12 protein-coding genes are annotated in these 12947 nt (G+C 65.2%); 4 read left to right on the top strand and 8 right to left on the bottom strand.

The features are described from left to right. Window positions 1–110: 110 nt before the first annotated feature. From hpaI to Cth01_RS16775, 4 genes are all read right to left on the bottom strand, one after another. The gene (gene hpaI / locus Cth01_RS16790; RefSeq protein ID WP_045839853.1) at window positions 111–914 is read right to left on the bottom strand and encodes a 4-hydroxy-2-oxoheptanedioate aldolase; all 804 of its coding nucleotides are present in this window, start codon (window positions 912–914) and stop codon (window positions 111–113) included. A gap of 132 nt (window positions 915–1046) precedes the next feature. Beyond that, window positions 1047–2528 carry an NAD-dependent succinate-semialdehyde dehydrogenase gene (locus tag Cth01_RS16785; RefSeq protein ID WP_045839852.1) on the bottom strand — a complete coding sequence of 494 codons (1482 nt, stop codon included), beginning with the start codon at window positions 2526–2528 and terminating at the stop codon, window positions 1047–1049. 62 nt (window positions 2529–2590) lie between these two features. Continuing rightward, a complete protein-coding gene (locus Cth01_RS16780) occupies window positions 2591–4120 on the bottom strand; it encodes a UxaA family hydrolase (protein WP_034352731.1) in 1530 nt (509 codons plus the stop codon). Window positions 4121–4178: 58 nt separating this feature from the next. After that, on the bottom strand, window positions 4179–5162 hold the full coding sequence (locus Cth01_RS16775; protein WP_034352729.1) for a Bug family tripartite tricarboxylate transporter substrate binding protein: 984 nt from the start codon (window positions 5160–5162) through the stop codon (window positions 4179–4181). A 111-nt stretch (window positions 5163–5273) separates the two neighbouring features. On the opposite strand from Cth01_RS16775, the gene Cth01_RS16770 reads away from it, so the two are divergent. Both Cth01_RS16770 and Cth01_RS16765 read left to right on the top strand, forming a co-directional pair. Next, window positions 5274–6209 carry a LysR substrate-binding domain-containing protein gene (locus tag Cth01_RS16770; RefSeq protein ID WP_034352726.1) on the top strand — a complete coding sequence of 312 codons (936 nt, stop codon included), beginning with the start codon at window positions 5274–5276 and terminating at the stop codon, window positions 6207–6209. 139 nt (window positions 6210–6348) lie between these two features. Next, complete coding sequence (locus Cth01_RS16765) at window positions 6349–6810, top strand: DUF1801 domain-containing protein (protein WP_045839851.1); 462 nt, start codon at window positions 6349–6351, stop codon at window positions 6808–6810. Between the two features lie 116 nt (window positions 6811–6926). On the opposite strand, the gene Cth01_RS16760 is transcribed toward Cth01_RS16765, so the two are convergent. Beyond that, complete coding sequence (locus Cth01_RS16760; protein WP_045839850.1) at window positions 6927–8015, bottom strand: tartrate dehydrogenase; 1089 nt, start codon at window positions 8013–8015, stop codon at window positions 6927–6929. A gap of 128 nt (window positions 8016–8143) precedes the next feature. On the opposite strand from Cth01_RS16760, the gene Cth01_RS16755 reads away from it, so the two are divergent. Further along, window positions 8144–9079 (top strand): LysR family transcriptional regulator, encoded by a 936-nt coding sequence (locus Cth01_RS16755; protein ID WP_034352719.1) that lies wholly within the window; start codon window positions 8144–8146, stop codon window positions 9077–9079. A 107-nt stretch (window positions 9080–9186) separates the two neighbouring features. On the opposite strand, the gene Cth01_RS16750 is transcribed toward Cth01_RS16755, so the two are convergent. Beyond that, on the bottom strand, window positions 9187–9633 hold the full coding sequence (locus Cth01_RS16750; protein ID WP_034352908.1) for a GatB/YqeY domain-containing protein: 447 nt from the start codon (window positions 9631–9633) through the stop codon (window positions 9187–9189). 164 nt (window positions 9634–9797) lie between these two features. After that, on the bottom strand, window positions 9798–10010 hold the full coding sequence (gene rpsU, locus Cth01_RS16745) for a 30S ribosomal protein S21 (protein ID WP_003052999.1): 213 nt from the start codon (window positions 10008–10010) through the stop codon (window positions 9798–9800). Window positions 10011–10510: 500 nt separating this feature from the next. On the opposite strand from rpsU, the gene Cth01_RS16740 reads away from it, so the two are divergent. After that, window positions 10511–11560 (top strand): BMP family protein, encoded by a 1050-nt coding sequence (locus Cth01_RS16740; RefSeq protein ID WP_233425213.1) that lies wholly within the window; start codon window positions 10511–10513, stop codon window positions 11558–11560. 87 nt (window positions 11561–11647) lie between these two features. Here Cth01_RS16740 and Cth01_RS16735 read toward each other — a convergent pair whose 3' ends face one another. Beyond that, window positions 11648–12922: a BaiN/RdsA family NAD(P)/FAD-dependent oxidoreductase gene (locus tag Cth01_RS16735; RefSeq protein ID WP_045839848.1), complete on the bottom strand. Its 1275-nt coding sequence runs from the start codon at window positions 12920–12922 to the stop codon at window positions 11648–11650. Between the last annotated feature and the right edge of the window lie 25 nt (window positions 12923–12947).

Below are 12947 nucleotides of genomic sequence, written 5' to 3'. Positions count from 1 at the left end.
TGGCTGAGAGGCCACGCGCATTGTGATGCGACCGAGGTTTGGGCGGCTCTGCGACATTTCCATCAGGATATGCGGGCATGGTTGCAACTTCTGCACGGTGCTTCAAGGCTTCAGTAGGCGGCTCCTGGCAGTGCCGGGGCCGCCACCGTGGAGCCGGCAAACTGGGTACGCAGCTTGCGCGCGGCATTCACGAACATCAGCACATCCACGCCCACGGCCACAAAGCTGCAGCCGAGCTGAAGGTAGCGCTGTGCCAGCGCGGGGTCCGAGGTCAGCGTACCTGCAGCCTTGCCGCAGGCAACAATGGTCCGCATCGCTGCCTCGATGGCAGCCTGCACCTCGGGGTGGCCGGGGTTGCCGCGGTGGCCCATGGAGGCCGCCAGGTCGGCCGGGCCTATGAAGACGCCGTGCACGCCGTCCACGGCGCAGATGGCTTCGAGATTTTTCAGGGCCGTGGTGGTCTCGGCCTGCACCAGCAGGCAGACCTCGTCGTCGGCCACATTCAGATAGTCGGCGCGGCTGCTCCACTGAGAGGCACGTCCCACGGCACTGCCGACGCCGCGCACGCCCAGGGGCGGGTATTGCGTGGCGGCCACGATGGCCTGGGCCTGGTCTGCCGTGTCCACCATGGGCACGAGCAGTGTCTTGGCGCCAATGTCCAGCATCTGCTTGATCAGGGCCGTGCTGCCTTCCACGACTCGCACCACCGGCTGAGCCGGGTGCGAGGCCACGGCCTGCAGGGCAGCCAGGGTGCTGCGCAGGTCGTTGGGCGCATGCTCGCCGTCGATCAGCAACCAGTCATAGCCTGTGGTGGCGGCCGCTTCGGCCAGGTAGGGGGCGGCCATGGACAGCCACAGTCCGATCTGGGGCTGGCGTGCGGTGATGGCGGTCTTGAAGGGGTTCAGTGCGGGCATGGGAGTCTCGATTCAGTGAAAGGGCTGAGTGCAGGTGAATAGGCGTGGCGCCTGTAACTGGCGCGGCACAAGCCAGAGACGCCAAGCAAGGGCCTGGCTGGCCGCGCAGCGCCTCAGGGAGGTGTCCTGCATTCAATCCAATCCACCTTGGCAGACGTATTTGGTGTGCAGGTAATCGTCGAGCCCGTGGGTCGAGCCTTCGCGGCCGTAGCCTGACTCCTTGACACCGCCAAAGGGCGCGGCCTCGGCGGCCAGAGCGCCTTCGTTGACGCCCACGATGCCCGATTCCAGGGCATCGGCGACACGCCAGATGCGACGTATGTCCTGACTGTAGAAATAGGCGGCCAGACCGAACGGCGTGTCGTTGGCGGCGGCGATGACCTCGGCCTCGTCGTCGAACACGGTCAGCGGAGCCACCGGGCCGAAGGTTTCTTCGCAGGCGCAGGCCATGGAGGCCGTGGTGCCCGAGAGCACGGTGGGGGCGTAGTAGGTGGGGCCCAGTTCCGTCAGGCGCTTGCCGCCGGTGAGCACCTTGGCGCCCTTGGCCACCGCGTCCTCCACATGGCGGGCGATCTTCTCGACCGCACGGTCATTGATCATGGGGCCGATCTGTGAGGCCGGGTCGCTGGCCGGGCCCACGTGCAGGGCTGCCACGCGGGCGCTGAGTTGCTGGGCAAAGGCCTCGTACACGGTGCGGTGCACAAAGACGCGATTGGGGCAGACGCAGGTCTGGCCGCCGTTGCGGAACTTGGCGGCCATGAAGCCGTCCACGGCGGCTGCCACATCGGCATCCTCGAAGACGATGAAGGGCGCATTGCCGCCCAGTTCCAGCGAGAGCTTTTTCAGCGTGTCGGCGCTGCGGCGCGCCAGGTGCTTGCCCACGGGCGTGGAGCCTGTGAAGGTGATCTTGCGCACGCGGCTGTCATCCAGCCATTGATCGACCACCTCGGGCGTGCGCTCACGCGAAGCCGTGACGATGTTGAGCACACCGGCCGGCACGCCGGCTTCGTGCGCCAGCAGCACCAGGGCCAGCGAGGTCAGCGGCGTGTCCTCGGCCGGCTTGCAGACCACGGTGCAGCCCGCAGCCAGGGCCGGCGCGATCTTGCGCGCAATCATGGCGGCCGGGAAATTCCAGGGCGTGATGGCGGCGACCACGCCAACGGGTTCGAGCAGGGCGAACATGCGCCGGCCCGGCACGGGCGCTGGGATGACTTCGCCATTCATGCGCGTGGCGGCCTCGCCGAACCATTCGATATAGCTGGCTGCATAGGCCACTTCGCCCTTGCCTTCGGCCAGGGGCTTGCCCTGCTCCAGCGAGATCAGCGTGCCTAGATCGTCCTGATGGGCCAGCACCAGATCGTTCCAGCGCTTGATGATGGCAGCGCGCTGCTTGGCCGGCAGCTTGCGCCAGGCGGGCAGGGCGGCCTGGGCGGCGTCCACGGCGGCGTGCGCATCGGCCGCACCTGAATCTGGCACGCTGGTGATGGTGTTGCCCGTGGCCGGATCGGTCACGGCAAAGCTGGCGCCGCTGGCAGCAGGCATCCAGACACCGGCGATGAAGTTGGCGCTGCGCTGCAGTTCGGTGCGTTGCAGTCTGAGTGGCGTGGCGTTCATGGTGAAAATCGCGGAAAGTGAAGATTGGATATGGGCGGGAAGCTCTGGAAGATGCGTTTTCCTCAGCTCACGATGCCCAGATGCCAGGGCACGAATTCATGGTCGCCCAGTCCCAGGGCTTCGCTCTTGGTTGGCTCGCCGCTGGCATGGTGCAGGATCCGCTCGAAGATCTGCTGGCCCAGCTCGGGCACGCTCAGCTCTCCGTCGACGACCACGCCGCAGTTGATGTCCATGTCTTCCTGCAGGCGCTTGTACATGGGGGTGTTGCTGGCCAGCTTGATGGTGGGTGCGGGCTTGCTGCCGAACATGGAGCCGCGGCCCGTGGTAAAGCAGATCAGCTGGGCGCCGCTGGCGATCTGGCCCGTGGAGGCCACCGGGTCGTAGCCCGGCGAGTCCATGAAGACGAAGCCGTGTTCGGTGATGGGCTCGGCATATTCATAGACGGCGCGCAGCGGCGTGGTGCCGCCCTTCATGGCGCTGCCCAGGGATTTCTCAAAGATGTTGGCCAGGCCGCCGGCCTGGTTGCCATGACCGACCACGCCGTTGAACTGGGCGTTCTGGCCGGCTGCGTAGCGTTCCCACCAGGCCAGGCGGTCCAGCAGCTTCTGGCCGACTTCGGGACTGATGGCGCGGCGCGTGAGCATGAACTCCACGCCATGGATCTCGGGTGTCTCGGACAGAATGGCCGTGCCGCCGTGGCGCACCAGAATGTCCATGGCCGCGCCCAGGCCGGGGTTGGCAGTGATGCCCGAGAAGCCGTCCGAGCCGCCGCATTCCAGGCCGATCTTGAGATGGGCGGCGCTGACGGTGCTGCGCTGCGCCTGGTTGGCGATGGGCAGCATTTCTTCGATGGCGGCAATACCTGCTTCGATGGTGGCGCGCGTGCCACCCACTTCCTGCATCACCAGGGTGCGCAGCAACTGGCCTTCCTTGAGGCCTTGCGAATCCACCAATGCATCGACCTGGTTGCGTTCGCAGCCCAGGCCCACGATGAGCACGCCCGCCAGGTTGGGGTGGCGCGCATAGCCGGCCAGGGTGCGGCGCAGCACATCGAAGTGCTCGCTGGGTGAGGACATGCCGCAGCCGCTGCTCTGGGCAAAGGCGGCCACGCCGTCCACATTGGGAAAGGCTGCCAGCCGTTCGGGCGTGAAGTGGGCGGCGATGCGCTTGATCACGGTGGCCGAGCAGTTGACCGAGGACAGGATGCCGATGAAGTTGCGCGTGCCCACGCCGCCGCCCGCTCGCACAAACCCCTGGAAAGTGGCGCGCAGCTCCTCGGGCACGTAGTCCACGGGCCGTACGTCAGCACCGAACGACGGGTCGCGGTAGTAGTCCACCAGCTTGAGGTTGTGGCTGTGCACATAGTCGCCAGGCTCCAGGTCGCGTGTGGCGACGCCGATCACCGTGTCGTACTTCTTGACCTGCTCGCCCTCGGCGATGCGGCGTGCCGCGATCTTGTGGCCGGCCGGCACCTGGGCGCGCGTGCGCACTCCCAGCTCGGGAATGTCCTGGCCCAGGGCCAGGGCGGTCTTGGCCACCAGCACGTTGTCGTTGGGGTGCAGGTGCAGCAGGGAAGAAGAGGAGGAGAGCATCTTGGAGTCCGGGGATGGCGGGCTTGAGGCAGTGGGGATGCGGCGGGGACGCGGCGCGTCAGCGCATCAGCTCGCGCAGTTTGAGTTTGTCGATGAGCACGGTTTCCTTCTGGTAGACCGTGTTCACATATTTGGCGTAGTCGGGGCCGTCCAGGTAGAGCAAGGGCGCGTCCAGCCTGTCGGCCACGGACTTGAACTCGGGGCTGGCCACGGCCTGGCGGAAGGCATCGCGCAGCTTGGCTTCGACGGCGGGCGGCAGGCCCTTGGGCGCGCCGATGCCGTTGGGCGCATCGACGACCACGTTGTAGCCCAGGTCCTTGAGCGTGGGCACGTCCTTGAAGCGCGGCGTGCGCTGCTCGCCCCAGGTGGCCAGCAGGCGCAGCTTGCCGGCTTCGACATGCGGAGCCCAGGAGCTGGAGTCGGCCAGCGCATCCACATGGCCGCCCAGCACGCCCTGCAGCGCCTCGGCGCCGCCCTTGTAGGGCACGTGGCTGAGCTGTATGCCGGCTGCGGCCGCAAATTCTTCCATGCCCACATGCGTGGCGCCGCCCACGCCGGCGTGGGCGTAAGTGATGCTGCCGGGCTTGGCCTTGGCGGCGGCGACGAAGTCCTGCAGGGTCTTGAAGCGCGAGTTGGCCGGCACGGCGATACCGAAGGTCTGGCCCGAGGTACGCGCGATATAGGTGTAGTCCTTGCGCGGATCGGCCTGCAGCGTGCCCAGCTGGGAGAAGCGCGTGACCGAGATCGGGATCTGGCCGATGGTGTAGCCGTCGGGCTTCGCCGAGGCCAGGGCCTTGGAGCCGATCATGCCCGAGGCTCCGGCGCGGTTCTCCACTGCAATCGCCTGGCCCAGGATGCGGCTGGCCACGGTGCACAGCGCGCGCATGGACTGGTCGGCCGTGCCGCCGGCAGGCCAGGGGCAGATGAAGGTGATGGGGCGTTCGGGCCAGGTCTGGGCCAGCAGGCGGGTGGAACTGCCGAGGGTGGCTGCGCCGAGGGTGCCGAGCACAAAGCTGCGTCGGCTGCTGTGTGGGGGGATCATCGCTTGTCTCCTGTCGTTATATGAACTGCCAGCCCCGATTGTTCAAAACTGCTCCATGACAATCCAATGAAAAGATAGACTCTCTTCATAACTATTAGGTAATGAAGCCCCATGAGCAAGATCGATCGTGTGCTGCGCTCCAACCTCAAGCTGCGCCATCTGCAGCTGCTGGTGGCGCTGGACCAGTTCCGCCACCTGGGCCGTGCGGCCGAGTTTCTGGCCGTGACCCAGCCTGCCGTCTCCAAGACTCTGGCCGAGGTCGAACGCATGCTGGGCATGGCTCTGTTCGAGCGCTCCACGCGCGGCACCGAACCCACGGCAGCCGGTGTCAGCATGGTGCGTTTTGCACGCTCGGTGCTGGCCGGTTTCGAACGCACGCGCGACGAGATGGCCGCCGAGGCCAGCGGTGCCCGCGGGCGCGCCAGTGTGGGGGCCATGGTGGTGGCCACGCCGGTGCTGCTGGCGCGCGCCGTGGAGCGCTTGAAAGCGCGTTCGGACCAGACCACGGTGATGGTAGAGGAAGGGGACCTGACGCGCTTGCTGCCCAAGCTGCGCCTGGGCGAGCTGGATCTGTTCGTGGGACGGCTGGAGCCTGGCTATGCCGCGCCTGATCTGGAGACCGAGGCACTGTACGACGATCCCATGGTGGCCGTGGTGCGACCCGGTCATGCGCTGCTGGCGCCGGGCGCGGCCAGCTGGCAGGCCCTGGCGGGCCAGCCCTGTGTGCTGCCACCGCCCTGGGCCTCGCTGCGCGTGAAGCTGGAGCAGCAGTTCTATGCCCACGGCCTGCACCCGCCGGCCGACATCGTGGAGACCGCGTCCTTTCTCTCGCAGCTGACCTTTGTACACCAGCGCGGCGCCGTGGCCTTCATGGCGCGCGGTGTGGCCCGCTGCCATGCTGCCCTGGGTACGCTGGCCATGCTGGATCTGGTCGTGCCCATAGACCTGCCGCCGGTGGGATTGATCACCTTGCGTGGCCAGCCGCTGACGCCGACCACGGGCTTGCTGGTCGAATGCCTGCGCGAGGTTGCGGGGGAGCTGGGCTGAGTCTGGTATGAGCCTGATATAGGGCGGGCTGGCACTCTGGGACCGCTCTGCTCCGGCGTGCTACCGTGGTGCAATCCTTGTCCCATGTCTTGAGCCTTGTGCCGGACATGATTCCAGGTCCAACCATGGAGGCCCATCTATGACTGCCTTGCTACCCATGCCTGCACCTCCGGCCGAGCCTGTCAGCGGCCCCGAGGCTTCGGCTCTGATCGATGCCAGGATTGCCGGCCTGGACGACTGGCGCGGCGCCATGCTGGCCCGCGTGCGGGCGCTGATCCGCGAGGCCTTGCCCGCCGTGGTGGAAGAGCTGAAATGGCGTGGAACGCCCGTATGGTCGCAGGACGGCATCCTGTGTACGGGCGAGACCTACAAGGCCGTGGTCAAGCTGACCTTCGCGCATGGCGCGGCCCTGGCCGATCCGGCCGGCCTGTTCAATGCCAGTCTTGAAGGCGCCACGCGCCGGGCCATAGACCTGCATGTCGGCGAAGCGCTCGACGGCGCAGCGTTCCAGGCACTGGTGCAGGCCGCTGCGCAGCGCAATGCCCAGGCCCGGGCGGCCAGAAAACCGGCTTCGCAAGCCAAAGCCAAATCCCCGGGCTGAAGCCTGCGCCGCCGTTGGGCCTGGGCGTTCAGACGTAAAAAGCACCCTGGTGCAGGTTGTGCCTGCACGGGTGCTTCTCATTTTGAATCAGGCCGGCCGCGGCCAGCCTGGAGCCATCAGGCCTTGGCGATGGCCGCAGCGATGGCTTTGCCCACCTCGGTGGTGTCGGCTTTGCCGCCCAGATCGGGCGTCAGCGGACCGGCCTTGATCGTGTGCTCAATAGCGGCCACGATGGTGTCGTGGGCCTGGCGCCAGGCACCTTCGCTGCGGCCCAGGAAGTCCAGCATCAGCGCGCCCGACCAGACCATGGCGATGGGGTTGGCGATGTTCTTGCCGTAGATGTCGGGCGCCGAGCCATGCACGGGCTCGAACAGCGAGGGGAAGTTGCGATCGGGGTTGAGGTTGGCCGACGGTGCCAGGCCGATGGTGCCCGTGGTGGCAGGGCCCAGGTCGGACAGGATGTCGCCAAACAGATTGGTGGCGGCCACCACGTCGAAGCGGCCGGGCTGAAGCACGAAGCGCGCGGTAAGGATGTCGATGTGCTGCTTGTCCAGCGTGACTTCGGGGTAGTCCTTGGCCACGTCGTCGGCGCGCTTGTCCCACCAGGGCATGCTGATGGCAATGCCATTGCTCTTGGTGGCCAGGGTCACGTGCTTCTTGGCGCGGCTCTGGGCCAGATCGAAGGCGTACTTGAGCAGGCGATCGGCGCCATGCTTGCTATAGACCGATTCCTGGATGCAGATCTCGCGGTCTGTGCCTTCGAACATCACGCCGCCCAGCGAGGTGTATTCGCCTTCGGTGTTCTCGCGCACCACGTAGTAGTCGATGTCGCCGGGCTTGCGGCCGGCCAGGGGACAGGGAACGCCTTCGAACAGGCGCACCGGACGCAGATTGATGTACTGGTCGAATTCGCGGCGGAACTTGAGGAGGGACCCCCACAGCGAGACATGGTCGGGCACGGTGGCGGGCCAGCCCACGGCGCCGAAGAAGATGGCGTCCATGCCCGACAGCTGGGCCTTCCAGTCGTCGGGCATCATCTGGCCGTGTTCGGCGTAGTAGTCGCAATGGGCCCAGTCGAAATGGTGGAACTCCAGCGGCAGGTCGAAGCGCTTGGCTGCGGCTTCCAGCGCGCGCAGGCCTTCGGGCATGACTTCCTTGCCGATGCCGTCGCCGGCGATGACTGCAATCTTGTTGGGAGTGGACATGGTGCTCTCTCGTGAATGTGTTGGGTGGCGAGGCAGCGGCTCAGCCTGTGCCTGGCGGTATTCTGCACCTTGCATAACTGAATACAATTGACTGATCGTGGCCTGATTGTTTACAGATCGTGCAGAAAATGCCCTCGCCCGAAGACCTGCGTGTCTTCACCACCGTGGTGCGCAAAGCCAGCTTTGCCGAGGCTGCGGCCGCGCACAATGCTTCGCCGGCCTTTGTCAGCAAGCGCATCCGCCTGCTGGAGCAGGAGCTGGGCGTGAAGCTGCTGCATCGCACCACACGGCGGGTAGCTGTCACCGAGCAGGGCGAGCGCGTCTACCACTGGGCGCAGCGCATTCTGGACGAGGTCGAGCATCTGCTGCAGGAGGTGGATGTGACGCGGCGCCAGCCGCGCGGCCTGCTGCGGGTGTCCACCAGCTTCGGTTTTGGCCGCAATGTGGTTGCGCCCGCACTGTCGCAGCTGATTGCGCAATATCCGGCGCTGCAGCTACGCCTGGAGGTGTTTGACCGCATCGTCGATGTTGCGGCCGAGGGCTTCGATCTAGACGTACGCGTGGGCGACGAGATCGCCCCGCACCTGATTGCCCGGCATCTGGCCGACAACCATCGCGTGCTGTGTGCGGCCCCGGCCTATGTGCAGCGGCGTGGCAGCCCGCGCACGCTCGACGAGCTGGCTGCGCATGACTGCCTGGTCATCAAGGAGCGTGACCATCCCTTCGGTGTCTGGAAACTGCGCTCGGGCAGTCAGGAGCGCAGCGTGAAAGTGACCGGGCCGCTGTCCACCAATCATGGCGAGATGGCCGTGCAATGGGCGCGCGACGGCCATGGCATCGTGTTGCGATCGCTCTGGGATGTGGCGGCCGATCTGCAGGCCGGCAGCCTGCTGCAGTTGCTGCCCGAGTGGCAGCAGCAGGCGAATATCTGGGCCGTCTATCCGACGCGACTGGAGCGCTCGGCCAAGGTGCGGGTCTGCGTCGAGTTTCTGCAGGAGTTCTTCAGCAAACAGGCGCCCATGGGATTCAGAAATGCTATAAAAAAAGAAGCTGCTATCGCTTGATATACATAAATTTCAGATCATTTTTAATCTGAAAGATATGTACTGCAAGCGCAAGCAGCTTCTGTTTTTGAGCCTGGTGCCGCATGGTGGCTCAGGCCGGTTGCCAACTATCGGGTCAGCGCGGCCTTCACGGCAGCGGACACCAGGCCCATATCGGCCTTGCCGGCCAGCTGGGCCTTGACGGCGCCCATCACCTTGCCCATGTCGCCGGGGCCGGAGGCACCCAGTTCGGCCACGATGGCCTGCACGGCTGTGGTGATCTCGGCCTCGCCCATGCGTTCGGGCAGATAGACCTTGAGCACTTCCATTTCGGCCTTTTCCACATCGGCCAGATCGCTGCGGTTGGCGGCTTCGAAGGCGGCGATGGAGTCCTTGCGCTGCTTGATCAGCTTGTCGACGATGGCGATGACGGCGGCGTCGTCGAGCTCGATGCGCTCGTCCACTTCCTTTTGCTTCATCGCGGCCTGCAGCAGGCGGATGGTGCCCAGGCGCGCGCTGTCCTTGGCACGCATGGCGGTCTTCATGTCTTCGGTAATCTGGGCTTTCAGGCTCATGGCTTTCTCCTTGGGGTGGGCGAACGGACGCTGACTGTCCATGCGCTGGGAGGTCACTGCGCAGCCGGGCAGGCTTGGCAGTGGCCAGAAAACAAAAAACCCGCGCCTGGCGTCCCGAGCGCGGGTTTGCGGCTGTTTTAAGGCCGACTGGTCCTAATCAACGATTAGTACAGCTTCTTAGGCAGTTGCATGCTGCGAACGCGCTTGTAGTGACGCTTCACGGCAGCAGCCTTCTTGCGCTTGCGCTCGGCTGTGGGCTTTTCGTAGAACTCGCGAGCACGCAGATCGGTCAGCAGACCCAGCTTTTCGATGGTGCGCTTGAAGCGGCGCAGGGCAACTTCATAGGGCTCGTTTTCTTTGACGCGGATGGTAGTCATTTAATTTCCAGATATATCTGTGCTGACAGAGGGTTCTCGGGAAGATCGGGCCTGAGAGCCGTGAACAGCGGTTTCCCCGCCACTTTTTAACTAGTATGGCCGACGGGGTAATGCCAGCAAAGTCGAGCATTATAGACCAAGACTTGGGCCGCGTCTTGAATGGGGCGTGAAGCAATTCGGCGTCGGTCGCGCGTGCATGGTTTTGCGGCAGCAGGCAGGGCGTTGTCGCAGACCAGATTCAGGCACCGCCATTGTGCCTTTTGGACTATCGGCGCGTTCAAGTCGCGTGTATTGCGGAGCGAGGCCGGATGCGCAATGCAAGAGCACGGTGCTGCCCAGGCGCCAGGACAGCCGAGCCCGGCGCTGGGGTTTCTTGGGAGCACCGTGTGCACGGAAATTGCATACAGTTTGGAGGCTTTATTTCGTGACCGAGGTCAAGGAATAAGTGGGTTTCGTGCCTGTGCGCGTCGCTGTTTTTCTGTGTTCAAGGAGCTTCCATCTTGTCCAGCGCTTCTCATTCCTCATTTATTTCGCGTCGCCAATGGATGGCTTCGGCCGTAGCCGTGCCGGGCTTGCTGGCATTGACGGCCTGTGCCGGCAGGGCCGGAGTTTCCGGGCCTGCCGCATCCGGCGGTTCCCTGGTGGTGGGCGGTCTGTTTGCGGGCTCGCGCAGCGACAAGGGCTTTATGGAGGCCGGCTGGCGCGGCCTGGAAAAAGCACGCCAGGAGCTGGGCGTGCAGACCCGCTTTCTCGACGGCATGGCGCCCAGGAAGGAGTTGCTGGTGCCGGCTCTTGCACAGCTTGCGGAGCAGGGTGCGCAGCTGGTGATTGCCCATGGCGGGCAGAACAATCAGGCCGCAGCCGAAGTTGCTGCGCGCTTCCCCAGAACCCAGTTCGTCGTGACCCAGGGCGCGGTACAGGGAGGCAATCTCTGCAGCTATGACGTGCTGCAGGAAGAGTCGGCCTATCTGGCGGGCGTGCTGGCGGCGCTGACCACCAAAACCGGTGTGGTCGGCCATATGTCGGGCATTCGCGTGCCCCCGGGGCTCAAGGGGCGTGCTGCCTATGTGGCCGGTGTGCGCGATACCGACCCCAGGGTCAAGCTGCTGACGAACTTCTCGGGCGATCAGGACGACAACGCTTTGTCGCACCGCATTGCCAAGGCCCAGATGGCTGCCGGTGCCGATGTGATCTTCACCATGCTCAACTCCGGCCGCGATGGCGTGACTCAGGCCTGCCGCGAAGCGGGCACGCGCCAGATTGGCAATGTGATCGACTGGACCACGGTGGACCCGCAGGTGTTCGTCGCTTCCGCCTGGGCCGATGTGGGCATTGGCGCGTTCTTGGCCGTCAAGGATATGCAGGAGCGCGGTGCGCCCGGCCCGGGTATTCGCAAGATTGGCCTGAGCGACCCGGCGGCCGTACGCCTGACCATGGGCCAGGGCGTGGCCGCCGCTGTGCGCGAGCGCGTGGCCAAGGCGTCGGCTGCCATCGCCTCGGGGCAGCTCAAGGTTCCCGAGCACTATGAAGGCAAGGAGTTTTCTGCCTGACCGGATGGTGCGCCGGAGGCGCTGGCAGCAAAAAAGGATGGCTCAACCATCCTTTTTTCATGGGGCAGGCGCTTCGGTTCCAGTCGCTCAAGCCATGACCGATTGCTTTTCCGCCATGGCTTGGGCGCAGGCGGCGGCACTGGCCCAGGCCCACTGGAAGTTGTAGCCACCCAGCCAGCCGGTGATGTCCACCACCTCGCCGATAAAGTACAGGCCCGGCCGGGTCTTGCACTCCATGGTTTGCTGGGACAGCACCTTGGTGTCCACGCCGCCCAGCGTGACCTCGGCTTTTTTATAGCCCTCGGTACCCGTGGGAGTGATCTCCCAGCGCGACAGCTGCTCGGCTAGTCTGGCCAGGGCCTTGTCGCTGGCCTCGTTGATGGGGCGCTGCAACTCGGGCATGCGGCTGACCCAGGTATCGGCCAGGCGCGCGGGCAGATGGGCGGCCAGCTCGTTGGCCACAAGCTTGCGCGAGTGGAGCTTGGCCTGGGCCAGCACCTCGGCCAGATCCACACTAGGCAGCAGATTGATCTGCAGCGGGGTGCCGGGCTTCCAGTAGCTGGAGATTTGCAGTACCGCAGGGCCGGAGAGGCCGCGATGGGTGAACAGCAAATCCTCGTGGAAGCTCATGCGCTCCTTTTTGCTGCCGGTGCTGATTTCCACGGGCAGGGCCAGACCGGCCAGGCCCGCGTAGGGTTGCCAGCCTTCGCCGTCGAAGGTCATGGGCACCAAGCCGGGCGTGCGCTCGATCAGCGGCAGATCGAACTGCTGGGCCAGGCGGTAGCCGAAGTCGGTGGCGCCTATCTTGGGAATGCTCAGGCCGCCGGTGGCAATGACCAGATTGGCGGCCTGTACCAGGCCACGATCGGTTTCAATCTGATAGCTGAAATCGCTTTCTGTGTCTTGGTTTGACGGCGAAAGCACTACTTTCTTGACCTGGCAAGGCTGCCAGCGCTGCACGCCGCCCGCGCTGCACTCGGCCAGCAGCATGGCGATGATGTCCTCGGCCGAATGGTCGGCAAACAACTGGCCTTTGTGCTTTTCGTGGTGGGCAATGCCATGCCTGTCCATCAGCGTGATGAAGTCGGCAGGCGTGAAGCGCGAGAGGGCCGAGCGGCAGAACTGGGGGTTCTGCCCCACAAAATGCTTGTGCGGCGCACGCACGTCCAGATCGCGGTTGGTGAAGTTGCAGCGTCCGCCGCCCGAGATGCGGATCTTCTCGGCCACCTTGGGCGCATGATCGATCAGCAGCACCTTCAGGCCCTGCTGGCCGGCCTGGGCCGCGCAGAACAGGCCGGCGGCACCGGCGCCGATGATGATGGCGTCAAAAATCTGGAAGGGGACCTGTGAAGAGGAGGACACGGCAGGCAGGGCGATGGAGCAAGAA

Source organism: Comamonas thiooxydans, assembly GCF_000964545.1.
GTDB lineage: Bacteria > Pseudomonadota > Gammaproteobacteria > Burkholderiales > Burkholderiaceae_C > Comamonas > Comamonas thiooxydans.
Note: the sequence above shows the minus strand (reverse complement) of the source record. Positions and strands in the feature narration are given on the sequence as shown.

Bases quoted from the DNA above. Each gene is read 5' to 3' on its own strand.
- Cth01_RS16765 (WP_045839851.1), top strand. From the start codon at position 6,349: ATGACTGCCTTGCTACCCATGCCTGCACCTCCGGCCGAGCCTGTCAGC.
- Cth01_RS16755 (WP_034352719.1), top strand. From the start codon at position 8,144: ATGCCCTCGCCCGAAGACCTGCGTGTCTTCACCACCGTGGTGCGCAAA.
- hpaI (WP_045839853.1), bottom strand. From the start codon at position 914: ATGCCCGCACTGAACCCCTTCAAGACCGCCATCACCGCACGCCAGCCC.
- Cth01_RS16760 (WP_045839850.1), bottom strand. From the start codon at position 8,015: ATGTCCACTCCCAACAAGATTGCAGTCATCGCCGGCGACGGCATCGGC.
- Cth01_RS16750 (WP_034352908.1), bottom strand. From the start codon at position 9,633: ATGAGCCTGAAAGCCCAGATTACCGAAGACATGAAGACCGCCATGCGT.
- rpsU (WP_003052999.1), bottom strand. From the start codon at position 10,010: ATGACTACCATCCGCGTCAAAGAAAACGAGCCCTATGAAGTTGCCCTG.
- Cth01_RS16775 (WP_034352729.1), bottom strand. From the start codon at position 5,162: ATGATCCCCCCACACAGCAGCCGACGCAGCTTTGTGCTCGGCACCCTC.
- Cth01_RS16780 (WP_034352731.1), bottom strand. From the start codon at position 4,120: ATGCTCTCCTCCTCTTCTTCCCTGCTGCACCTGCACCCCAACGACAAC.
- Cth01_RS16785 (WP_045839852.1), bottom strand. From the start codon at position 2,528: ATGAACGCCACGCCACTCAGACTGCAACGCACCGAACTGCAGCGCAGC.
- Cth01_RS16770 (WP_034352726.1), top strand. From the start codon at position 5,274: ATGAGCAAGATCGATCGTGTGCTGCGCTCCAACCTCAAGCTGCGCCAT.